Consider the following 21,878-nt stretch of genomic DNA (forward strand, 5'->3'; position numbering starts at 1 on the left):
CGGCTCACCTGAATCCACCAGTAATCGCCGAATGCCGGCGTCGGCCATGGCCACCTTGCGACTCCTTTCTCCCCTCAAGAATCTAGCCTCCTTTCCCGAAATGGCGCGCCCCGATATTCCGCCGCGATTCCCACACAGAGTGCTGCGATGAACACGAAACAGAATGAATTGAGGGGATAAATGGCCATCTGTGGTGGTTCCCCGGTGAGCCCCGCTTGAGAACCGCCCGCGCCCTGAGCGATGCTGGTACGTCAGCAGCGATCGATGGTCGATGTCGGGGGTGGGATGAGCTCTCTGCGGGTCCTGCGCTGGCTGCCCTTCGTCGTCATGGCGGGCGTCGCGGTGACGGACATGCTGGCCGGCCGTTCCCTGGTCTTCCTGCCGCTGCTCACGCTCGGGCCGGCGTTCGCCTCGGTGTCCGGCGGCGTGCGCCGCACCGCCTTCGTGGGCGCGGTAGCGCTGGGCATCTGCGTGCCCATGGCGATCTACAACGACCTGCTGTTCACCTGGGAGAACAACCTCACCGTCATCGGCATCACGGGCGTGACGGGCGCGAGCATGCTGGCCGCCGGCCTGCGGTTGCAGCGCGAGCGCGAGCTGGCCAGCGTCCGTCAGGTGGCGGAGGCGGCACAGCGGGTGCTGCTGCGGCCGGTGCCGCGGCGGGCCGGGGATCTGCGGGTGGGGCTGTCGTACACGTCGGCGGCGGCCGAGGCGCGCATCGGCGGCGACCTGTACGAGGTGGTCACCACCCCGCAGGGAGTCCGGCTGCTCATCGGCGATGTCCAGGGCAAGGGCCTGGCGGCGGTCGAGACGGCGGCGTGGGTGCTCGGCGCCTTCCGCGAGGCGGCCTACGACGAGACCGACCTCGCCGACATCGGCGAACGTCTGGAGGCGAGCCTGGCCCGGCATCTCGACAGTGAGCAGTTCGTCACGGCGATCATCGCCGAGATCCACGACACCGAGGTGTCGCTGGTGAACTTCGGGCATCCGCCGCCGCTGCTCATCCACGCCGACGGCGGCATCGCCACCGCCGAGCCGCCCGAGCAGGGGCTGCCGCTCGGGCTCGGCGTCTTCGACGCCTCGCAGACCAAGGCGCACCGGGTGCCGTTCCACCGGGGCGACCGCATCCTGTTCTTCACCGACGGCGTCATCGAGGCCAGGAACGCGGCGGGCGAGTTCTACCCGCTGGAGGAGCGGGCGGGGCTGCTGCGGCGCGAGGACCCGCAGGTGGCGCTGGACGCGCTGCGCGCCGACCTGGTGTCGCACACGGGCGGCCCCCTCCTGGACGACGCCGCCATGCTCCTCCTCCACCGCCCCGGCCACTGAGCTGACGATGCTCGCTCTCCGGCATACGGCCACTGTCGCACCAGGGACCCTCGGGGGCGACCAGGTGACCCCCGCAGACAGTAGGGTGATCAGGCAATCACTCAGGGTCATGAGGGGGCGTCCGATGCTCGACCAAGCCATCGCCGGTGCGGCACAGGACGAAGCGGGCGGTCTCGGCCCGCCCGGCGTCGCCGGGGTCACGATCGTGTGGGCCGACAACAACGGCATCCCGCGCTCCCGCACGGTCCCGGCCGCCGCGTTCGACGCGGTGGCCGAGCGCGGGGTGGGGGTGACGCCGCTGTTCGCGGTGTTCGACTCCCACGACGGCATCTGCTTCGGCCACGCGCCCTTGGGCACCCCTTCCGGCGACATCCGGCTGGTGCCGGTGGCCGGCCGGATGGTCCGGCTGGCGGGGCAGCCGGGGTTCGCCTGGGTGCCGGGCCGGCAGGTGGCGGCCGACGGGTCGCCGTGGCCGTACGACCAGCGTGGCGCGCTGGAGCGGCAGGTCGAGCGGGCGGCGGCGCTGGGCCTTGAGTTCCTGGCCGGCTACGAGATCGAGTTCCATCTCAGCAGGGCCGACGACGGTGAGGGCCGCCCGGTCTACGACGGCCCCTCCTACGGCCCGGCCAAGCTGCTGGCCGTCGACGGCTTCGCCGAGCAGCTGCTGCGCGACCTGCACCACAACGGCGTGCCCATCGGTCAGTTCCACGGCGAATACGGCCCGGGCCAGTTCGAGCTCTCCCTGGCGCCCGCCGACCCGGTGACGGCGGCCGACCGCCAGCTGCTGGCCCGCCAGACCATCCACGCGGCGGCCAGGGCGCACGGGCTGCGGGCGAGCTTCGCTCCCCTGGTCACGCCAGGGCAGGTGGGCAACGGCTGGCACCTGCACACCTCGGTCTCGCGGTCGGGGGTCAACCTGCTGTCGGGCGGCGACGGCCCGGCCGGGATGACCGCAGAGGGGGCGGCGTACCTCGCGGGCCTGCTGCGCGACCTGCACGCCGTGGTGGCGGTCACCGCGCCCAGCCTGTCGTCGCTGCAGCGGCTGCGCCCCGGCTATTGGTGCGGCGCGTACGCGTTCTGGGGCGTGGAGAACCGCGAGGCGGCGCTCCGGCTGGTCCCCGCGACCCCGCTGCTGGGCCCTGGCCACGCGAACGTCGAGCTCAAGCCGTCCGACGCCGCCGCCAACCCCTACCTGGCGCTGGCGGCGGTGATCGCCGCCGGCCTCGGCGGCATCGAGGACGCGCTGACGCCGCCCGCCCCCGTGCAGGAGAACCCGGGCGAGTGGAGCGAGGCCCGCCGCGCCGACCACGGCATCCGCCGCCTGCCCTCCACGGTGGAGCAGCAGCTGGGCGCCCTGCTGGGCAACGGGCGCATCCGCGCGGCGCTGGGCGAGGAGCTGACGGACGCCTTCCGGGTGGTGCGCCTGTCGGACGCGGCGCGGGCGGCGGATCTCGACCCTGACGAGGTGATCCGGCGCTACCGCTGGCTCTACTGACCCGGCGACGCGCCCCCGTCACCGTTGCGGATCACCATCCCGTACGTTTCACGCTCAGTGTGCTCACCGACGCGGCGTCCGGTGCTCAGCAGGTCACCGCATCGGGCGTGCCGGCCGGGGTCTTCGGCATGGAGTCGACGATCCGGGTTTCCCGTACCGCGCTCGCGTAGGTGACCACCTCCGCGCCGCCGCCCGGTGGCGTCCACAGCAATCGCGAGCCGAGGAAGCGGTAGGTCCCCGGCTCGAAGATCAGTTCGGCGCGCTGCCATCCGTCCGGGCCCTGATACCTGATCGAGGCGCCGACGCCCTTCCGCCCGGCCAGGTCGGCGAGGTCGGTGCGCATGGTGGCGTTCGGCATCTCGGCCAGCGCGCCGAGCACCGCCGCCCGCAGGCCGGGACCGGGGAAGGGGTTTCCCGCCAGGGTGACGAGCCGGCTCACCACCGTGTGCTCGATGTGCCGCTCGATCTGGTCCTCGCCGGGCGTGGGCCGTTCGTTTCTCACCGAGGCAGCGGCGTCCGCGCGGATCCGGGCGAGCAGCCGGCCCGGGTCGGTCGGCAGGTCGTCGCCGCCGGCCGGCGAGAGCACCTTCACGGTGCACGGCCCGGCGCGCTGGAACTCCACCGTGCCAGGGGTCTCCATGCTGGTCGGAACCGGGCCGGTGTGGGTGCGCAGCTTGCCGTAGGTGAGGCGGGTCAGCGCGCCGCCGGGGTCGGCGGCGGGAATCCAGTACTCGCGGTCGATCTCCCGAGTGACCTCGGAATGGCGGTCGCGACCCCATACGGCCGTCCTGCTCTGGTCCGTACGGTTGACGTAGAGGATCTGCCCCGGCCCTGGCGCCGATTGCCGTCCGGCGGCCGTGGCCGCATCCAGGAGCAGTTCCGCCGCGTCGGCCGGGGCCCCGCGGCCGTCGGTACCGGCCAGGAAGGCGACCGCGCCGACGGCCGCCGCCAGGCCGACCGCGGCCGTCCTGAACAGGAGGAGACGCTTGGTCGAGCCGGTACGCGGCGTTCGCTCCGCCGCCACCTCGGCCGCGAGCAGGTCCTTGGCCTTGGCGGTGGCCGTGGCGGAGGGACCGGGCAGCGCGTCGTGGAACGTCCTGATCTCCTGCAGATCATCGGTCATGACGACTCCTCGATGGTGATGAACGGGCGGAGCTTCCTGCGGGCCCGGTTGAGCCGGGAACCGACGGTGCCGCGCGGGACGCCGAGCGCCACCGCGACCTCCTCATAAGAGAGCTGAGCGCAGGCCACCAGCAGCAGCACCGTCCGGTCACCGGGCGAGAGCGCGGCCAGACCGGCGGCCAGCCGCGGCCGCATGACGGCGGCCGCGACCCGCTGGACCACCCGATCGTCGTGGCTCACGACATCGGTGACCTCGGCGCTCCTGGCCAGGGCGCGGTACCTGCGGGCCTCGGCACGCCGGTGGCCCTCCACCAGATTGGAGGCGATGCCGTACAGCCAGGCGCGGGCATCGGAGCGGGAGAGGTCGTAGCCCTCACGGCTGCGAAAGGCCCGCAGGAACGTCTCCGCGGCGATGTCGTCCGCCGCCGATTCGCCGAGACGGAGGTGCACATAGCGGTGAATGGCCTCGTGATGCCGGTCGAACAGCGCACCGAACCGCTCAGGACGGTGCAGTGACACCTCGATGAGCTGCGCGTCGGTCTCAGCCATTGGCGGAGCCGACTGCGGAGGGGGAGCTGGCATGCCTGCCCTTCGAAGAAGAACCATGGACACGCCTACTTCGCCGTTCCCCTGATTCGTGTTCACGCCCAGCAGATCATTCCTACACCTGCTCTTCCGCTCCCGGCCTCCGGCGGGCCCGGGAGCGGACACGCCGGCCCGCGACCCGTCGCGCCCGCCCTCGAAGAGAGCGTTCGAGTCGGCATCGGAAGCGTCGCAGATCACCCGAACGTGCCGGTCCAAGAGCGGCGGTGCGCGCATGAGGAACCCGCCGTGCGCCTGACTTCCTCGCCGCAATACGATCAATGACGTAGCCGGACCTCGACGACGGAGGTGGTCTGACGGCGCGTCACCCCTGGTTCAAGGGGCAGGACCTCGGTCAGGTCATGCTCGGTTGCGCCCTCACCGTGACGATCACCGGTTGCCTTCACCGTCCGCAATGGTGACGCACCTGGATGTCAGCGGACTGGGAGGCCGGTTACCGCGCGGCCGATGATGAGGCGCTGGATCTCCGACGTGCCCTCGAAAATGGTGTAGATCTTGGCGTCGCGGTGGAAGCGTTCCACCGGGTGTTCCCGGGTGTAGCCCGCGCCGCCCAGAATCTGGATGGCCTGTTCCGTCACCCACACCGCGGTCTCTCCTGCCACCAGTTTCGACATCGAGCCCTCCGCCTGTTCGAAGGGGCGGGCGTTACGGGCCATCCAGGCGGCGCGCCAGGTGAGGAGGCGGGCCACGTCGACGCGGGTGGCCATGTCGGCGAGGAGGAAGGCGATGGCCTGGTTCTCCCCGATCCTGCGGCCGAACTGGGTGCGTTCGCGGGCGTAGTCCCGGGCGTACTCGAAGGCGGCGCGGGCGATGCCGACCGCCATGGCGGCGACCACGGGGCGGGTGGTCTCGAAGGTGCGCATCGCGGCCTGCTCGCCGGCCCGCTCCCCCTTCCGTACGCGCGCCAGCCGCGCCTCCAGCTTCTCCTCACCCCCGAGCAGGCACGACGCGGGCACCCGTACGTCCTCCAGGACGACCTCGGCCGTGTGCGAGGCGCGGATGCCGTGCTTGCGGAACTTCTGTCCCATGGACAATCCCGGCGTGCCGGGCGGAATGATGAAGGACGCCTGGCCGCGGGTGCCGAGCGAGGGGTCCACGGAGGCCACGACGATGTGGACGTTCGCGATGCCGCCGTTGGTGGCCCAGGTCTTGACGCCGTTCAGCACCCAGTCGCCGCCGTCGCGGACGGCGCGCGTACGGATGGCGCCGACGTCGGAGCCGGCGTCCGGCTCGGAGGCGCAGAACGCGCCGAGCTTCACGTCGTTCTCGGTGCCGAACATCTGTGGCAGCCACTCCCCCACCTGCTCGGGAGTGCCGTTGGAGGCGAGGGCGGCGGCGGCCAGGCCGGTGCCGGTGATCGACAGGGCGATGCCGGCGTCGCCCCAGAACAGCTCCTCGAACGCCACGGGCAGCGCCAGCCCGCTCTCCTCGAACCACTGGGTGGCGAAGAAGTCGAGGGAGTACAGGCCGACCTTGGCGGCCTCCTGGATGACCGGCCATGGGGTTTCTTCGCGTTCGTCCCACTCGGCGCCGGCGGGGCGGATCACGTCGCGGGCGAAGGCGTGCACCCAGTCGCGGACCTCCTTGACGTCGTCGCTGAGCTCCGGGCAGAAACCCGCCATGTGCCGCACCTCTCGGACCGCGTCGCCGTTACCGCTGGTAACACCTTACCGATGAGTAGCCTCGCGGGGCACGGCGTTCCGGCGACGCGCTCAGCCCGCCACGGTGATCATCGGCGGGCGTTCGCCGATGCCGATGTCGCGGACGAGCACCTCGTGCCCCTCCGGCCCCCTCCTGAACTGCGAGAGCCGCAGCGACGGCGCGGTGGCCGCGGTGATGCGGCCCTGGCGTTCCAGCCGCGACCACGCGGCGAGCATGATCTGGGACGACATCCGCCCCAGCGCCTCGGTGCACTGCGGCGCGTGCTCGCGCGAGCCCAGGTCCACCTGCGCGAACCCGTCGAGCCCGGCCAGCTCCAGCAGGTCGATGAGCAGGCCCAGCTCCACGGCGTACCCGGTGAGGAAGGGGACGCGTTCGAGCGCGGAGCGGCGACCCGCGTACTCCCCGGCCAGGGGCTGGATGAAACCGGCGAGTTCCGGCCAGTGCAGGTTGATGAGGGGGCGGGCGACCAGTTCGGTGACGCGGCCGCCGCCGTTGGGGGTGCCGTGCAGCGGGCGGTCATAACACCCTTTCGTGTACACAACGGTCGGGTCCGCCAGGAGCGGCCCCAAGACCCCGAGGATCAGCGAAGCACGAAAATTCCGGATATCGGCGTCGGCGAAGACGAGCACGTCACCCGACGTGACCGCCAGCGACTTCCACAGCGCCTCCCCCTTGCCGTCCATCGGCTTGAGCTGCGGCAGGATCTCGTCCTGAGCGTGCACCCTGGCCCCGGCCCGGGCGGCCACCCGGGCGGTGTCGTCGGTCGAACGCGAGTCGATGACCACGAGCTCGTCCACGAGCGGAGCCAGCTCCCGCCGGATCACTCCGACGATCTCTCCCACGGTCTCCCGCTCGTCGCGGGCCGGGAGCACCACGCTGACCGTGGTCTCCCCCTTGGCGGCCACCAGGTCCTGGACCGGCCAGTCCCCGGCGGACGAAGTGCGGCGTCGCAACCATCCGTGCACTTCAGGAAGCATGCGACCCCTCCCTCCGTATCCCAATTAATCAGCGTAAGCGAAGTGCCGATCCGGCTTCTGGGCTCGTCGTCCGCGAAGGTCAAGGCGGCTTGAAGGGATCCGCTGGCCGGGCAACGCCACCGCAAAGGGGCAGCCGGATGCGGGACAAGCTTCGCGAGCGTCAGGAATAGCACTTTCCGGCGGCGGTGGCGGCCGTCCGACGAGGGGACGGGCCTTCGGTCAGTCGAGGACGGCGATCGCCTCCACCTCCACCAGATGCTCCGGTACGTGCAGAGCCGCCACCCCCAGCAACGTGGCCGGCGGCGCCGCCGTCACCCCCAGCCCCGCCATGGCCCGCGACACCCCCTCCATGAACAGCGGCATCTGCTCGGGACTCCAGCCCGCGACGTACACGGTCAGCTTCGCCACGTCCTCGAACGTGGCCCCGGCGCCCGCCAGGGCGGTGGCGACGTTGCGGTAGCACTGCTCGACCTGCGCCGCGAGATCCCCCGCGCCCACGGTCTTCCCGCCGGCGTCCCAGGCGACCTGTCCGGCGATGAAGACGAGCCGCGACCCGGACGCGACCGCGACCTGCCGGTAGGCGGGCGACTCGATCAGCCCGTCCGGGTTCAGCAATGTGATGGCCATGACTTTCTCCTCGATTCAGCTCTCTTGTGGTTACCGAGGAACTGTAGGAGAGTGTCCCCTGACGTGGAAGAACGCACTTTTCCGTGACTGGGGCACCAAATGGTGAGCAAGCAGTTCGACGGCCCGGCAGCGGCGGATCTGCGCAGGGCCGACTCCCTGGCGCGCGAGATCTTCTCGGACGTCGCCAACAAATGGGCCCTGCTGATCATCGAGGCGCTCGGCGAGCGCACCCTGCGCTTCAGCGAGCTGCGTACGCAGGTCCAGGGCATCAGCCACAAGATGCTCACCCAGAACCTGCGCATGCTGGAGCGCAACGGCCTGGTCGAGCGGCGGGTGTACCCGACGGTGCCACCACGCGTCGAGTACACCCTGACGGAGGCGGGACGCGGCCTGCAGGCGACGGTGGACGCCATGTGCGACTGGACCCAACGCTTCCTCAACCACATCGAGTCCGCCCGCACCCACTTCGACAACCCGGACCCGCTCTGAAGCGGGTGCCGCAGGTCCGCATCCTGCCGGGGGCACTCACCTAGATCGCCATCTACGGCCCCTGACCTGCTGTTTCACAGCCGCAAGTCTTTTGTTTCGTTACCCTCGATAGGCAGCGGACGGTGCCCGTACGCAGCCGTACGACCATGATCAGGGGACATGCGGGGGATGATCTTGGAGGCATTTCCTTAGGCCAACCCTTGATTCCGGGTCATCCACGCGGCGACAACCCGCTACGACCGTCTCCGCTCACGGGCGACGCAGCCGTCGATCGTGCCGAATACGTGCGTACAACCCGGAACGGCAACCGGCCATCGCCCATTGGGGGCGTCGTCGCTCCCCTGGGCGACGCCCTGGCCGCGGACCACCGCCCATCTACGAGGGCACCGTCGGCAGTCTCGTCACTGAGGACGCCGGCACGCTGCGGGGGCGCGTCCAGGAACGATGGAGCGACCCGCTAGTCGTGGAGGCCCTGTCAGCGGTCCGCTCGATAAAGGACCGAGCCGAGGCCACGCGGCACCGACGAGGTCCGTCGCCGCATCGACCGCCGCCCGGCTCACACCCTGGGCGACGGGACGAGTGATCGGAGGCACATCGCGTCGATGGCCGGCCCTGCCGCTTGTCGCCAGCTCTGACGCGCATTCAGGGCGCGGTGCGGCCGATGCGCTGCAGGCACCGCTTCATGATGACGATGACGGCTTTTTGATCGTCGGTGAGATGTCCCATGTAGGCGTGGCCCGCGACCGCGTCCGCGGATGCGGCGAGGTCGTCTCCCAGCGCATCCAGCAGCACCTTCACGGCCGCACGGCGCGGCGTCCAGCCCGGGCCGGGTTCACGTGAGACCTCCTCGCGCAGCCGGGCCACCTGGCGGCGGACCTCCCACCGCCGCGAGGCGTCGTCGTCGCCGCGCAGGAACTCCAGCGCCTCATCCACTGCCGGGTGCGACAGCTGCGAACCCCGCACCACCGCCTCCGTCATCAGATAGCGGATGGAAGCCACCTTGCCCGGCGACAGATCATCAAGGATCGCCCGTACGTCGGGCCGGTCCAGAACGCGGTGATCGCGTAACTGATCGGGAACGATGTCGACGGGCAGCGGAGTCTCGACGAGCAGACGCGTGAGACCGCCACCCAGCAACCACTCCTCCGTGAGGCGGGCACCGGTGATGTGCTCCGCCGCCAGAAGCGTGGCGACTTGGAGCCCGATGACATCATCGGTGCCGACCGCGTCGATGACCGCGTCGATGACCGCGTCGGCGTCACCCGGAAGCCCGCCGGAGCCGGACGAGGAGGACGCCAGCCGGACAGCCGGCAACCGCCCGGCGGCGGCGTAACTGAGCCGGTCGTACCGGCCCCCGTCGAGCAGCACGTTCACCACCCGCCCCCGGACCGACAACGCCTTCAGCACCTCGGGCCGTGCGCCCTGGCACCCGTTCGGTTCGACGACCAGCATCCAGTCACCGATCGTCCCGGCCACCAGACTGGGCAGAAGGCCGGGAATGTCCGCGTTGTACTGCTCGAGCTGGGCGTCCTCGAAGCTCATCGACTCGGCCGCGGCGAGGTCGGCGCCGAAGGCCCGCGCCACGTCGTCCAGCCCCGATGCCTCGCACCAGGTCAGACAGGTCGGATCGGAGAACGAGAAGCACGCGGACACGAGTCCCTCGTAATGGGTGAAGTCGTCTTCCCTCATGCCGCGGCCTCCATCGTGTGGGCTCAGCGCTTACTGGGCGGGCGACTGCCCGTCATAGATCTTCACAGAGAACGTGTCTCCAGGGAGCACTGTGTACGGCCGAAACGCTCCGCGCACGTCCTGCCGACGACCCGCCTGTTCTCGTATTCGACGTCGCCCGCGCTCTCCCGGGCCAGGCCCGGGTGAGAGGCGTCGGACTCAGCGGGTTCTCTGCGATCCTGTCGATGATCGGCGGTGCGGGCGGCGTCGCGCTGATCGGCCTCGGGCTCACCGTCGCCACCGCTCGGTGCGACTGGAGGCGAGCCCGACGCCGGTCAGCGCCACGTCGGTGCCGAAGAGGATGCGGCCCCATCAGCCTGGTCGCGCTCAGTTGTCCTGCTGGTGTTCGGGCATCAGCGCCCGCAGGTCTTCCGGGATGTCATCGCCGAAGGCCTCCCCGAGGTGTTGGTTCATGATGTCGTCGGCCTGGCTCATGCGGGTGAACAGGGCCTGTTCGTAGGCTTCGAGGCCGGCTTCGATGTCGTCGGGGTGAGCGGCGAGGGCGCCGGCGAGTTCGGCGCCGTCGCACATGGCCCAGTTGGCTCCCTCGCCGTTGGGGGCCTGCAGGTGTGCGGCGTCGCCGATCAGGGTCACCCCTGGTGTGCGCTCCCAGCGGTGCCCGTCGGGCAGGGCGAAGTGCGGGCGCAGGACCGGTGGGGTGTCGCTGTCGGTGATCAGTGCGGTGATCTCTGGGGCCCAGCCCTCGAACTCGGCGGCGACGCGGGTGGCAGCCGCGGCCGGGTCGGTGAAGTCGATCTGGTCGAACCAGTCCAGCGGCCTGGTGAGGGATATGTAGGCGTGCAGGGTGTCGCCGCGTTCGCGGTGCGCGGTGATCTCACGGTCGGGTCCGGGGACGACCATCATGCCGCCGCCGACCGCCTTCGCGGCGCCCGGGTGCCGCGTGTCGGCCTCGTACAGGTAGGTCTCGACGAACGACGTGCCGGCGTACGCCAGTGTCGCCGCCGACAGCAGCGGGCGGATCTTCGACCAGGCGCCGTCCGCGCCGACGAGCAGGTCGGTGACGAGCGTGCGGCCGTCGGCGAAGGTGACCTCGTGGCGGCCCTCGCCGAGGCTGCGGGCACCGGTGACCTTGGCGCCCCAGCTCACCGTGCCGGCGGGGAGTGCGTCGAGCAGCATCCGCCGCAGGTCCGCGCGCTGGACTTCGGGCCTGCCGCCCTGCCCGTCGTCGGCCTTCTCGAACAGCACGGTTCCGTCCGGGCTCAGCGCCCGCATCGCCTGGCGACCCTCCAGCAAGATGGCGTGGAAGGCGTCCTGCAGGCCGGCGGCTTCGATGGCCAGCTGGCCGTTGTAGTCGTGGATGTCGAGCATGCCGCCCTGTGCCCGCGCATCGGGCGAGGCTTCGGCTTCGTAGACCTCGACCGGTATGCCGTGCACGTGCAGGACGCGGGCCAGGGTGAGGCCGCCGAGCCCGGCGCCGATGATCGTGACAGTTGTCATGACGACTCCCTTTGAACTGGATCGATGCAGCCGCGCACGCTATTTGGTGCGGCGTGCCAAAATGGGACGCTACACCACTATGGTTCCTCGCACCAAATTGGCACAGTGCACTAAATGTGGCACCATGGAGGCATGACAACGCCAACCCGCCGCCCAGGGCGGCGTAATCAGGTGCTCTCCAGGGATCAGATCATTGCCGCGGCCATCGAGCTGCTCGACGGTGGCGGCGAGGGTGCGTTGACCGTGCGGGCCCTCAGTGAGCGCCTGTCGACGGGGGCCGGGGCGATCGCGTACCACGTGGGCAAGCGGGACGATCTGCTGGACGCGGCGACCGAGACGGTGGTGACGGCGGCGCTGGCCGCGGCGCCCGCTCCCGCGGCGTCCGCGCCGGCCGAGGAGATCCGCGTGGCCGCCCTGGCCCTGTTCGATGCGATCACCGCTCACCCGTGGCTGGCCACGCGGCTGACCCTGCAGATCGTCCGCAACCCTGTCGGGCCGGTCACGGTCGGCATCTTCGAGCGCATCGGCCGGCAGGTGCAGGCACTCGGTGTGCCACAGGAGCGCTGGTTCGACGCGGCCTCCACGCTCAGGGACTACATCCTCGGCGCGGTCAGCCAGAACGTCCGCATCGAAGGGGACACCTCCGGCATCGACGGCGATGCCGACCGCGAGGAGCACCTCGGCGCGGCTTCAGCGGGCCGGCAGGAACTCACACCCGAGACCCATCCGTTCATGCACGCCATCGTCGGCCAGATGCGGGATCACGACGACCGCGAGCAGTTCCTCACGGGCATCGCCGTCATCCTCGACGGCCTCACCCGTCTGCGCTGACGCCCTGGCCGGGCAGTCCCAGCCAGAACTTTGAGAAAGGACACCTCCCATGCATGACGTCATCGTCGCGGGGGCCGGCCCGGTCGGGCTGTTCACCGCCGACGAGCTGGCCCTGGCCGGCTGTTCCGTCCTCGTCCTCGAGCGGGACCAGGACCCGCACCCGCCGCTGAAGGAGCTTCCGCTGGGGCTGCGGGGCCTGAACGCCGGCTCCGCCGAGACGTTCTACCGGCGCGGCCTGCTCGAAGCGGTCATGAAGGCGTCCGGCGCCGATCCGCAGAAGGTCGGCGCGGAGCCGGAAGCGGTCGAGGCGCCCGATCCGCGGGAACTGAGCCACTTCGCGGGCATGATGCTGGACGCGGCCGATGTCGACACCGCCGTCCTGCCCTACCGGCTGCCCAGCCCCGCGATGGAAGGTTTCATGACGAGCCTGGACGCGGTCACTACCGTGCTGGCCGAGCAGGCTTCCGTACTCGGTGTGGAGATCGTCCGGGATGCCCCCGTCACCGCCGTGAGCCAGGACGACGAGAGCGTCGTCGTCACCGCGGGCGGGCAGCAGTATCAGGCGCAGTACCTGGTGGGCTGCGACGGCGGCCGCAGCGCGGTGCGCCGGCTGGCCGGGTTCGACTTCGTCGGCACCGACCCCCTGTTCACCGGCTACGTCGCCAAGGTCACCTTCGCCGACCCCGACCGGCTGCCCATGGGCTTCAACCTGACCGAGACCGGCATGTTCCTGCGCACGCCCCTCGAAGGGCACCTGGGCATGATGGACTTCGACGGCGGCACCTTCGACCGCTCCAAGCCGCTGACCCGCGAGCACCTGCAGGGCGTGCTGCGCCGCGTCTCCGGCACCGACGTGACCCTGGACGAAGTGCACCTCGCCTCCAGCTTCACCGACCGCGCCATGCAGGTGACGACCTACCGCAACGGCCGTGTCCTGCTCGCCGGCGACGCCGCCCACATCCACTCACCGCTGGGCGGCCAGGGCCTCAACCTCGGTATCGGCGACGCCATGAACCTGGGCTGGAAGCTCGCCGCCACCGTTCACGGCACCGCGCCCGAGGGGCTCCTCGACACCTACACCACCGAGCGCCACCCCATCGGCGCCGCCATCCTGGACTGGTCCCGCGCCCAGGTGGCGACCATGGCCCCGGGATCCAACGCCCCCGCCCTGCGCCGGCTGGTCCACGACCTGATGCGCACCACCGACGGCACCACGCACGTCTACCGCCGCACCTCCGGCCTGTTCCACCACTACGACCTGGGCGAAAGCCACCCGCTGGCCGGCAGGAGCGCCCCGGACTTCTGCTTCGAGGACGGCACCCGGCTCGGTGAGCTCCTGCAGACGGGCCACGGCGTCGCGGTGGACTTCACCGCCGATCAGGCACTGCGCCCTACGGCGCAGCAGTGGCAGGGCCGGATCCAGTACGCCACCGGCCCCGTACGCAACAGCCTCGGCTTCAGCGCCCTGCTCGTGCGCCCGGACGGCGTCGTGGCCTGGGCCCGGGAACACGCCCCGGCCCCTGCGGAGTTCGAGAACGCGGCCGCACGCTGGTTCGGCGCCACGAACCGGTAGAGCCCACGGCATCCCCTGCGCACAAGCTGCGGCGCCGCCCCGAGAACAAGGCGGTGCCGCAACCGAGCACTCTGCACCACACAGGGCTCCCATGCCGAAGGCCGGTGGACCACAGTGCACCAGCGCAGGAAGGCACCGACACGGACTGCGCTAGCGCCCGCCCTTGCCGTAGTGGGCCCAGCCCTGGTCGAGGAACCGGAAACCGGTCTCGACGAACGCCTCCGGATCAGGTTCGCGAACCGCCATGAGCTGGATCTGCAGCGCGAAGCGCACGTAGAAGCGGATCTCCTCACTCGGCTCGGCGAGACCGAACTCCTCGGTGAGCGTGGCGATCAGCGCATCCTCGTGACGCAGCCACATCTTCTCCGCGTAGTCGATCAGCGCCGGCGTGCCGTCCATCAGCGCGAGGATCCGGCTTTGCGGCTCGTTCCTCAGCGCGGCGATCTCCGCCAAGTAGTGCGCCTTGAGCGCGTCAGAGACCGAAACACCCCGGCGGCGGTCCCGGACGGCGGCCACCAACCGGTCGTGCCGCTCCTTCTCGTCCGCGAAGACGAGCGCTTCCTTGTGCGGGAAGTGCGTGAAGACCGTCTTGGGCGTCACGTCGGCCTTGTCCGCGATTTCACGCACCGTCACCGCATCGAAACCCCGCTCCAGGAACAGCGCCGTCGCCGCTTCCAGGATCGTCGCCCGCGTCGCCGCCTTCTTGCGCTCACGCCGCCCTAGGGGCTCTGCATCCACCATATCCGCATCATACCCTCGGACTCTTTCTACCTTGACGTTAAAAGTAATCTCGGTATAGCAAGAGTCTGAGTGAAGCTAATTCTGCTGCCCTCACGAGTCCTGTGCCGTTGACAGCGGCTGCTCTGTCCCGCCGCCGGCAGCGCACCTACCCCGCGGGCCCGCCCGACGCGGACACGACGACCGCTGCACCCCAGGACATCAACCCCGGCAGCCCAACTCACCTGTCACAGGCGGCCTTCGAACACCTCCATGCAACCGTCCAGCGAGGGGAAACGACCATGAACACCACCATCTCCACCGCCGCCCCTCACGCCCCCGCGTGGGTGCGTACGTGGGGTGCTTCGCCGCAGGCCCCGGACAACTCCGTCAGCTCCCTGAAGCCCTTCGCCGACGCCACCCTGCGCCAGCTCGTCCGCATCAGCGGCGGCGGCCGGCGCCTGCGCATCCGCCTCAGCAACGAATACGGCACCGCGCCCCTCACCGTCGGCGCCGCCCGCGTCGCTCTCGCCGCCGACAGCGCGGGCGCGATCCAGGGCAGCAGCCAGGCCCTGACCTTCGGCGGCCAGCCGGCCATCACCGTGCCGGCCGGCGCCCCAGTCCTGAGCGACCCCGTCGACCTGGCCGTGGACGACCTGGCGCAGCTGGCCATCAGCCTCTACCTGCCCGGCCGCGTCGACACCGCCACCTGCCACGGCACCTTCCACACCCTCGGCTGGCTCACGTCCGGCGACACCACCGAACACGCCGCACTGCCCGGCGACGCCACGCCTCTTGCGGCGCAGGCCCTGCTCACGGCCGTGGAAGTCGAGCCCGAGACCCCCACCCGGGCCATCGCCGTGCTCGGCGACTCCCGCGTCGACGGCATCGGCTCCACATCCGGCGCCGACCGGCGCTGGACCGACCTGCTCGCCGCGCGCCTGCACACCCACAACAGCCCGACCCGGTGCGTGGTCAGTCAGGGCATCGGCGGCAATCGCCTGCTCACCCACGGCATCGGCACGGCCGCCCTCGCCCGCTTCGACCGCGACATCCTCGCCACACCGGGCCTGGGCCACGTCGTGATCGCCGTCGGCAACGACCTCGTCTTCTCCTACGCCCCGCGCACCGAGGAGAACGCCGCCTTCCTCGCCATGTTCCCCGGCGAGCCCGTCGGCGTCGACGACATCATCGCCGCCCACCTCCAGGCCGCAGCCCGCGCCCGCGCCCACGGCGCGAAGGTGTACGCCGCGACCATCGCCCCCTACGGCGACTCCGACATGTACAGCCCCGAAGGCGACGAGGCCCGCGAGCAGATCAACACGTGGATCCGCACCAGCGGCGCCTTCGACGCCGTCCTCGACTTCGACGCCGTCTGGCGCGATCCCGCCGACCCCAGCCGCATCCGCGACGACCTGCACATGGGCGACAACCTCCACGGCAACGACGCCGGCTACGCCGCCCTCGCCCAGTCCATCGACCTCACCCTCTTCGACTGACCTTCTGCCAAGGCCTCACCGAACACCCACCCCCACGACACGGACAGGCAGTGAACGCATGAAAGCAGCAAAATGGGCCGTCGCCGCAGTCATCTGCGCCACGGTCACCCTCGGCCTCTACACGAACGCGGCGGTGACCGCGGCCGCGATCGGTGCCGTACTCGTTCTGGGACTCCTCTATGTGTACTTCATCTACTTCGGCCGCCCGAGCCACGTGGCCAGCCTCAACGAGGTCACGGACACCAAATGGCACACCGTCGACCTGGGGAAGACCACCATGAGCGCCGACGGCTCCGCGTACCGGATGTTCGTCCGGCGCGGCACGTCCAGCAACCTCGTGATCCACTTCTCCGGTGGCGGAGCCTGCTGGGACGGTGAAACCGCCGCCCGTCCGATCACGCTCCTCGGCCTCGTGCGCGGATACACGCGAGAGCTGCAGATGTTCTACTTCAACTCGCTGACCCGACTGTTCCCCGCCGCGCTCGCCGGAATGGCCAACCGCCGCGACACCACCAACGCCTTCCGTGACTGGAACTTCGTCTTCGTCCCCTACAGCACCGGGGACCTGCACGTCGGTGACACCATCAACACCTACTCCCACAACGGCAGGACCATCACGGTCCACCACAACGGGCGCAACAACGCAACGGCCGTACTCGACTGGGTCTACGCCAACTTCCCGGAAGCCGACAAGGTTCTGGTCTCCGGCGAAAGCGCCGGCGCATGGGCCTCCGCCTTCTACGCCCCGCAGATCGCCGACCACTACACAGACTCGAAGCTCTACTGCCTTTCAGACGGCGTCGGAGTCGTCACCGAGCGCTGGCGCGACATCGTGGACACGATCTGGAAGGCCGACAGCGCAAAAACCCTGGGCTTCGACCTCGGCGACGACCTCTACGAGGACGCGCTCCTTCACCGCTCCGACGAGGCCGCGCGCGATATCAAGTACCTGCAGGCCAACACGCTCTACGACGACACCCTCACCCGCTTCGGCGCCGCACTGAACCGCACATCAACCAAAACCGACGCGTTCATCGACGACTGGGCAGCCAACACCAAGGCGTCGATCGCACGCCTCAACCAGTCCGGCCTTCACTACAACTTCTTCCTCACCGACTGGGGCCACAACCCGAAGAAGCACACCACCGAACACACCCTGACGACCAACGAGTTCTACAACAAGTGCACGGCCGACGGGGTCCTCTTCTCCACATGGATCAAGCGCAACGTCATCGACGACGAAGACCTCTCGCTCGGACACGAGCTGCTTGCCTGACGCCCCTTCGCCTTCATGAGCACGGCGTCGCGCTCGACGCCGCCACCGAGGCGCTGACCATGGCGACAAAGTGTCAAACACGGATAGTGAAGACATGGAGCCCTTCTCATCCTCAGTAGCGGCCTTCTTCGATGAACTGAAGGACGAGGATGGCCTCCACGATCGTGGTGGCGCGGCGCGGGCAACAGCGCCGGCGGGGTTGCGTATGCCGTAGCGGCATGTGGTCCAGTGGACGGTGAGCACGACGTTGAGAGGTTTCCTTCATGCACCTGCCTGCGATGCCCCGCTGGGTCAAGATCGGCGACGCTGCCGCATTCGCCGGGACCACCCCCCGAGCCATCCGCCACTACCACGCCATCGGGCTGCTCGCCGAACCGGAGCGGGGCGCCGACAACCGCCGCCGCTACGGCTACGACGACATGATCCGGCTGCTGTGGATCCGCAAAATGGCGGACGCCGGTATCCCCTTGGACGACATCCGCACCGCCTTCGAGGGCACCATCGACATCGAGCAGTCGCTCGCCCGGCTGGAGGAATCCCTCACCGCCAAGGCCGCCGCCATCGAACACCAGCGGACCGCCGTCCGCCACCTGCGCGAGTCCGGCAACCCCCTTGGCCTGCTCTCCCCGTTGGTCACCGGCCGACTGCGCCACGTGCCGCCCGGTGCCCTGCGCCCTGCTGACCTCGATACCCTCCTGGTCACCGAGCGCATTTTCGGCCCGCTCGGCGCTGTCGTCCAGGCCGACCGGTTCATCGTCCTGGCCGCCCGGCCCGACCTGCGGGCCGAGGACGACCGCCTGGCGGAGGCCGAGGCGGCCCTGGACGACAGTGTCTCCCCCGACGACCCCCGCGTGGAGGCCCTCGCCATCCAGCGGTGCGCACACGAGACCGCGTTGCTCGCCGCCATCGAGGACGCCGGGCTGGAGGAAACGCACGACGACCTCTTTGAACAGTACGACGAGGCTGCGGACAAGGACGAGAGCGAGACGACGATGAGCGCGTCGGAGGCCATCGGCAAGATGCCGTACGACTTCTCCCCGGCCCGCATCCGGTACGAAGAACGCGTCTTCGAACTGCTACACGCCCGGCAGAACGGCGACACGCCCCACAGACCAGCTGATCAGCTCTCAACAGCCTCCACCGACAACGCCGACGACATCAGCTGATCATCCGGCAACGGACCTGGGCTCTTCCGAACCGCGCCCCGCCACGACTGAAGCACGCACCATGACCAGGCACACGGTCGTCATCGACGGGGTAGACCCGTGCTGCGAGGCGTTCGGCGTCCCGGCCCATGCCACCGCATTGTTGATCCTCGGCGGGGCACATTCGATGATCTGGTGCGAAGAGGGGTTCTGTACCCGGTTCGCCGGGGGCGGGTCGCCAGGTCGTGCGTCACGACCACCGCGCCGCCGTGATGATTCACCCCCGCTGCTGCCGACCGCTCCTCTCCGCCCTGATGGGCGGGTGTTCCGCTGCACGTAGGAGCGACTGGCGCCGATTCGGCAGCCGTGGCTGCGCCGCATCTACGACCAGGTCAAAGACCATCCGTACAGTCACCCGTTCTCGTAGCCGCAGGGCCTCGACCCCACGGGAGGCGGCAGCGCGTCCCAGCCGAGCCGGAAGGGACCGCTGACGGTGACGGCGACCCGCCTGGCTTATGCGACCGCCTTCGCGATGAAGGCGGCCAGGTTGTCCCACGTACGGGCGACCCGCTCCTGCACCGTCAGGGTCTCCTCGAAGCCCCCACGCAGTCTCCTTGCCCTCATGAAAACGTCAAAGATGTTCAGGCACCGTCCCCGCCAGAGCCCGGTAGGCCGTCGGTCGGCTGGAACGCCCCGGCGTGCATCGCGCGTTCATGGTGCCGCCACGCTCAGGTGGCGTTGATGGCGTGCTCGGTGAAATGGCCGCAGGAGCGGAAGCCTAGGCGGCGGTAGACGGGCTCGCCGGCCGCGGAGGCCTGCAGGACCGCGATGCGATGGCCCCGGTCGCGGGCGGCGTGGAGTGCGGCGAGGGTGATGGCGGTTCCGTAGCCGCGCCGGCGGTGGGCGGACAGGGTGGTGATGTTGTAGATGCCGGCGACGCCCGCGTGGTGGAAGACCTCGGCGGAGCAGACCGGCCGGCCCGCCGCGTAACCGACCAGGTAGCGGGCCGGGCTGTCGGCGGCCAGCGCCTGCGGAGCGGCCCGTGAGAAGAAGCGGCGGACCGTGTCGGCGGGCGGGGACCAGTTCGCCGCCAGGATCGCGGCGTAGTCGGCGAGTTGCCCGTGCTCGGTCACCGTACGGATGTCCAGCCCTTCCGCGGCGGGCGGCGGCAGGGTGTCGTCGAGTTCGGCCCACATGGCGGTTTCCCGCTCGGTCGCCGGCAGGCCGGCTGCCGACAGCCGGGCGCTCAGGTCCGGCGGTGACGAGGTGGGCCCCACCCACCAGGAGAAGCGGCGGCCGGTGGAGGCCAGTTTCCGGACGCTCTCGGCGATGCGTGCCGGTGCGGTGGCGGGGGTGAAGCGAGCCGCGGCGACGATGTTGAAGGTGTCGTCGTTCAGGCCGCTGTCAGCGATCAGGAGGTCGTCGGTCTCCAGGACGGTCGCGCCTGCCAAGCCTCGGTGCAGATGACAGGCGTGTCCGGCCAGGTTGAGCTCCATCCTGGCAGGTAGGTCGGGTACGGGGACGGACATGAGCCAGACTATAAAGCATCACGCACAATCGTGGAAAAGTACGCACCTCCAGACTCGCCGCGTTCATCGCTCAGGTGGCGTGGAGGATGGGCACGCTGAGCGCCCGCAGCGTGGCGTGGGCGGGGTCGACGTCGGTGACGATCCCCGCGACCTCCGTCAGCGGCAGAACGGCGAACCGGGAGGCGGCGCCGATCTTCTCCGCGCTGCCCAGCACGTACGTGTCCGCCGCCTGCCTGGCCAGGACGCGCTTCATGGCGGCCTCGTCGGCGTCGTCGGTGGTCAACCCCATCTCGGGATGCACGCCGGTCACACCGAGCAGGAAGAGGTCGGCGTTCAGCCCGCGTGCGGCCTCCGCCGCGGCGGCGCCGCAGGCGACCATGGAGTGCTTGAACAGCCGGCCGCCGATCAGGTACACCTCCACGTCGTGATGCTCGGCCAGCGCGCCGGCCACGGTGGGGCTGTGTGTGATGACGGTGGCGCGCAGGTCGAGTGGCAGGGCGCGGACGACCGCGAGCGCGGTGGTGCCGCCGTCCAGGATCGCGGTGCTGCCCGGCCTGATCAGCGCCGCCGCGGCGGCGGCCACGCGTTGTTTGCCGGGCACCTCGACGCCCTGGCGGGTGGCGTAGTCGGCGATCGCGGGCGAGACGGGCAGCGCGCCGCCGTACACCCGCTGACACAGACCCGCCGCCGCCAGATCACGCAGGTCGCGGCGGATGCTGTCCTCGGAGATGCCGAGTTCGGCGGCGAGATCCTTGGCGATGATCCGGCCGTTCAGCTGGAGGCGTTCCAGGAGCAGCTCACGGCGTTGGGCGGCCAGCATGCACGATTCTCCTTGTTCTTTCCGGTTCCTTCCTATTATAGTTTCGCAACGTGATGATTCTGATCGCGGGTCCCTACCGTTCTGGCACGGGTGACGACCCCGCACTGATGGCGAACAATCTGGCCCGACTGGAGGAGGCCGCATGGCCGATCTTCCGCAGCGGCCATGTCCCGATGATCGGCGAATGGGTGGCCCTGCCCGTCCTACGCGGCGCGGGCGGCACCGGGCCGGCCGACCCGGTCGCCGAGCAGATCATGTACCCCACCGCGGAACGCCTGTTGCGGCACTGCGACGCGGTCCTTCGCCTGCCCGGGGCGTCGACCGGCGCGGATGAGGACGTGCGGATCGCCACCGAGCGCGGCCTGCCGGTCTACTACCGCGTCGAGGACATCCCTGGCTACCGGCCCGCCGCCTGACCGGCACCGGCGACGACGCCCGGCCTCGCGACCGCCCTGAGGGCGATCACCCAGCGTCTGGGGGTGCTCGTGCAGGTCCAGCACGGTCCGCTGATCCAGTCACGGCTCAGCGACCGGCTCCGGGCTCGACGCTGGGGCCGCTCACGCCTAACGCGAGCAGGACCCCGCCGAGGCCGACAACTTCCGCCGCACCGTCACCGTCGCCCTCGAAGCCGCCACCCGGAACCAGAAGGGCCGGCCGAGCCCCACCCTGACCGAGATGGCCCGGAAGATCACCGAGGCGCTCGACACCGGCGTTGTTCCCCGGGTATTCGGGCAACCGCTCGCCCGCGACGCTGGTCGTCTCCCGAGGCGGAAGCGCCTGACGCCCCTGGGGTGGCGGCCTTCCCGGAAACCCGCGCACGCGCGAAGGTGAGTGCCGTGCTCAGTACCCGCTGCGACGAGGGGCGGCGGTGGGCCGGCGGGAGAGGTTGGTCCGGGCCGTGAGTTTGAGGGTGCGTGCCGGGTGTTCGTGGCGATGCGACGATCGGGACTGGTCGTCCATCTTGGCCTGGTTGAGCGTGGCCGGAAGCTTGATGTGCATGG

Annotated in this window: 20 protein-coding genes and 1 pseudogene; 9 read left to right on the forward strand and 12 right to left on the reverse strand. The window is 70.1% G+C overall.

From position 1 onward, the window contains the following. The first annotated feature begins 285 nt into the window (after window positions 1-285). Both ABZW11_RS32225 and ABZW11_RS32230 read left to right on the forward strand, forming a co-directional pair. Window positions 286-1,326 (forward strand): PP2C family protein-serine/threonine phosphatase, encoded by a 1,041-nt coding sequence (locus ABZW11_RS32225; protein WP_355425308.1) that lies wholly within the window; start codon window positions 286-288, stop codon window positions 1,324-1,326. A gap of 124 nt (window positions 1,327-1,450) precedes the next feature. Then, window positions 1,451-2,821: a glutamine synthetase family protein gene (locus ABZW11_RS32230; protein WP_355425311.1), complete on the forward strand. Its 1,371-nt coding sequence runs from the start codon at window positions 1,451-1,453 to the stop codon at window positions 2,819-2,821. Window positions 2,822-2,906: 85 nt separating this feature from the next. Here ABZW11_RS32230 and ABZW11_RS32235 read toward each other — a convergent pair whose 3' ends face one another. The 5 genes from ABZW11_RS32235 to ABZW11_RS32255 all read right to left on the reverse strand — a co-directional run bounded on the left by ABZW11_RS32235 (window position 2,907) and on the right by ABZW11_RS32255 (window position 7,812). Continuing rightward, window positions 2,907-3,944, reverse strand: coding sequence for a CU044_5270 family protein (locus ABZW11_RS32235; protein WP_355425314.1), 1,038 nt, complete (start codon window positions 3,942-3,944; stop codon window positions 2,907-2,909). Continuing rightward, window positions 3,941-4,492 carry an RNA polymerase sigma factor gene (locus tag ABZW11_RS32240; protein WP_355425317.1) on the reverse strand — a complete coding sequence of 184 codons (552 nt, stop codon included), beginning with the start codon at window positions 4,490-4,492 and terminating at the stop codon, window positions 3,941-3,943. Before ABZW11_RS32240 ends, ABZW11_RS32235 begins: the two co-directional genes overlap by 4 nt. Window positions 4,493-4,959: 467 nt before the next feature. Further along, window positions 4,960-6,168, reverse strand: a complete 1,209-nt coding sequence (locus tag ABZW11_RS32245) for an acyl-CoA dehydrogenase family protein (protein ID WP_355425320.1) — start codon at window positions 6,166-6,168, stop codon at window positions 4,960-4,962. 90 nt (window positions 6,169-6,258) lie between these two features. Then, on the reverse strand, window positions 6,259-7,185 hold the full coding sequence (locus ABZW11_RS32250; RefSeq protein ID WP_355425323.1) for a glucosyl-3-phosphoglycerate synthase: 927 nt from the start codon (window positions 7,183-7,185) through the stop codon (window positions 6,259-6,261). 219 nt (window positions 7,186-7,404) lie between these two features. Beyond that, a complete protein-coding gene (locus ABZW11_RS32255; protein ID WP_355425326.1) occupies window positions 7,405-7,812 on the reverse strand; it encodes a RidA family protein in 408 nt (135 codons plus the stop codon). A 99-nt stretch (window positions 7,813-7,911) separates the two neighbouring features. Between ABZW11_RS32255 and ABZW11_RS32260 the strand changes: the two genes are divergently transcribed. Further along, window positions 7,912-8,301, forward strand: coding sequence for a helix-turn-helix domain-containing protein (locus ABZW11_RS32260; protein ID WP_355425329.1), 390 nt, complete (start codon window positions 7,912-7,914; stop codon window positions 8,299-8,301). Window positions 8,302-8,943: 642 nt separating this feature from the next. Here ABZW11_RS32260 and ABZW11_RS32265 read toward each other — a convergent pair. After that, window positions 8,944-9,990, reverse strand: a complete 1,047-nt coding sequence (locus ABZW11_RS32265) for a DUF6461 domain-containing protein (protein ID WP_355425331.1) — start codon at window positions 9,988-9,990, stop codon at window positions 8,944-8,946. Between the two features lie 366 nt (window positions 9,991-10,356). Beyond that, the gene (locus ABZW11_RS32270; protein WP_355425334.1) at window positions 10,357-11,487 is read right to left on the reverse strand and encodes an NAD(P)/FAD-dependent oxidoreductase; all 1,131 of its coding nucleotides are present in this window, start codon (window positions 11,485-11,487) and stop codon (window positions 10,357-10,359) included. A 132-nt stretch (window positions 11,488-11,619) separates the two neighbouring features. On the opposite strand from ABZW11_RS32270, the gene ABZW11_RS32275 reads away from it, so the two are divergent. Together ABZW11_RS32275 and ABZW11_RS32280 are read left to right on the forward strand one after the other, a co-directional pair. Then, window positions 11,620-12,318 (forward strand): helix-turn-helix domain-containing protein, encoded by a 699-nt coding sequence (locus tag ABZW11_RS32275; RefSeq protein ID WP_355425337.1) that lies wholly within the window; start codon window positions 11,620-11,622, stop codon window positions 12,316-12,318. Between the two features lie 49 nt (window positions 12,319-12,367). Continuing rightward, window positions 12,368-13,891, forward strand: coding sequence for an FAD-dependent monooxygenase (locus ABZW11_RS32280; RefSeq protein WP_355425340.1), 1,524 nt, complete (start codon window positions 12,368-12,370; stop codon window positions 13,889-13,891). Between the two features lie 150 nt (window positions 13,892-14,041). Here the strand turns inward: ABZW11_RS32280 and ABZW11_RS32285 are convergent, their stop codons facing one another. Beyond that, window positions 14,042-14,632 carry a helix-turn-helix domain-containing protein gene (locus ABZW11_RS32285; protein WP_355425344.1) on the reverse strand — a complete coding sequence of 197 codons (591 nt, stop codon included), beginning with the start codon at window positions 14,630-14,632 and terminating at the stop codon, window positions 14,042-14,044. Between the two features lie 278 nt (window positions 14,633-14,910). Between ABZW11_RS32285 and ABZW11_RS32290 the strand changes: the two genes are divergently transcribed. After that, window positions 14,911-16,107 carry a GDSL-type esterase/lipase family protein gene (locus ABZW11_RS32290; protein ID WP_355425348.1) on the forward strand — a complete coding sequence of 399 codons (1,197 nt, stop codon included), beginning with the start codon at window positions 14,911-14,913 and terminating at the stop codon, window positions 16,105-16,107. 58 nt (window positions 16,108-16,165) lie between these two features. Beyond that, window positions 16,166-17,383 (forward strand): pectin acetylesterase-family hydrolase, encoded by a 1,218-nt coding sequence (locus ABZW11_RS32295; protein WP_355425351.1) that lies wholly within the window; start codon window positions 16,166-16,168, stop codon window positions 17,381-17,383. 112 nt (window positions 17,384-17,495) lie between these two features. On the opposite strand, the pseudogene ABZW11_RS32300 reads toward ABZW11_RS32295, so the two are convergent. Beyond that, window positions 17,496-17,579 (reverse strand): annotated as a pseudogene (locus ABZW11_RS32300) (IS5/IS1182 family transposase); the annotation flags it as partial. Window positions 17,580-17,646: 67 nt separating this feature from the next. On the opposite strand from ABZW11_RS32300, the gene ABZW11_RS32305 reads away from it, so the two are divergent. Then, the gene (locus ABZW11_RS32305) at window positions 17,647-18,549 is read left to right on the forward strand and encodes a MerR family transcriptional regulator (protein WP_355425354.1); all 903 of its coding nucleotides are present in this window, start codon (window positions 17,647-17,649) and stop codon (window positions 18,547-18,549) included. Between the two features lie 707 nt (window positions 18,550-19,256). On the opposite strand, the gene ABZW11_RS32310 is transcribed toward ABZW11_RS32305, so the two are convergent. Then, entirely contained in the window at window positions 19,257-20,057 is an 801-nt protein-coding gene (locus ABZW11_RS32310; RefSeq protein ID WP_355425357.1) for a GNAT family N-acetyltransferase, read from the reverse strand. 70 nt (window positions 20,058-20,127) lie between these two features. Then, entirely contained in the window at window positions 20,128-20,877 is a 750-nt protein-coding gene (locus tag ABZW11_RS32315) for a DeoR/GlpR family DNA-binding transcription regulator (protein ID WP_355425360.1), read from the reverse strand. Window positions 20,878-20,927: 50 nt separating this feature from the next. Here ABZW11_RS32315 and ABZW11_RS32320 point away from each other — a divergent pair, with 50 nt between their 5' ends. Next, complete coding sequence (locus ABZW11_RS32320; RefSeq protein WP_355425363.1) at window positions 20,928-21,293, forward strand: hypothetical protein; 366 nt, start codon at window positions 20,928-20,930, stop codon at window positions 21,291-21,293. A 424-nt stretch (window positions 21,294-21,717) separates the two neighbouring features. On the opposite strand, the gene ABZW11_RS32325 is transcribed toward ABZW11_RS32320, so the two are convergent. Beyond that, a complete protein-coding gene (locus ABZW11_RS32325; RefSeq protein WP_355425366.1) occupies window positions 21,718-21,876 on the reverse strand; it encodes a hypothetical protein in 159 nt (52 codons plus the stop codon). Window positions 21,877-21,878: the final 2 nt, after the last annotated feature.

The organism is Nonomuraea sp. NPDC004580 (assembly GCF_040609855.1).
In the GTDB taxonomy this organism is placed as follows: domain Bacteria; phylum Actinomycetota; class Actinomycetes; order Streptosporangiales; family Streptosporangiaceae; genus Nonomuraea; species Nonomuraea salmonea.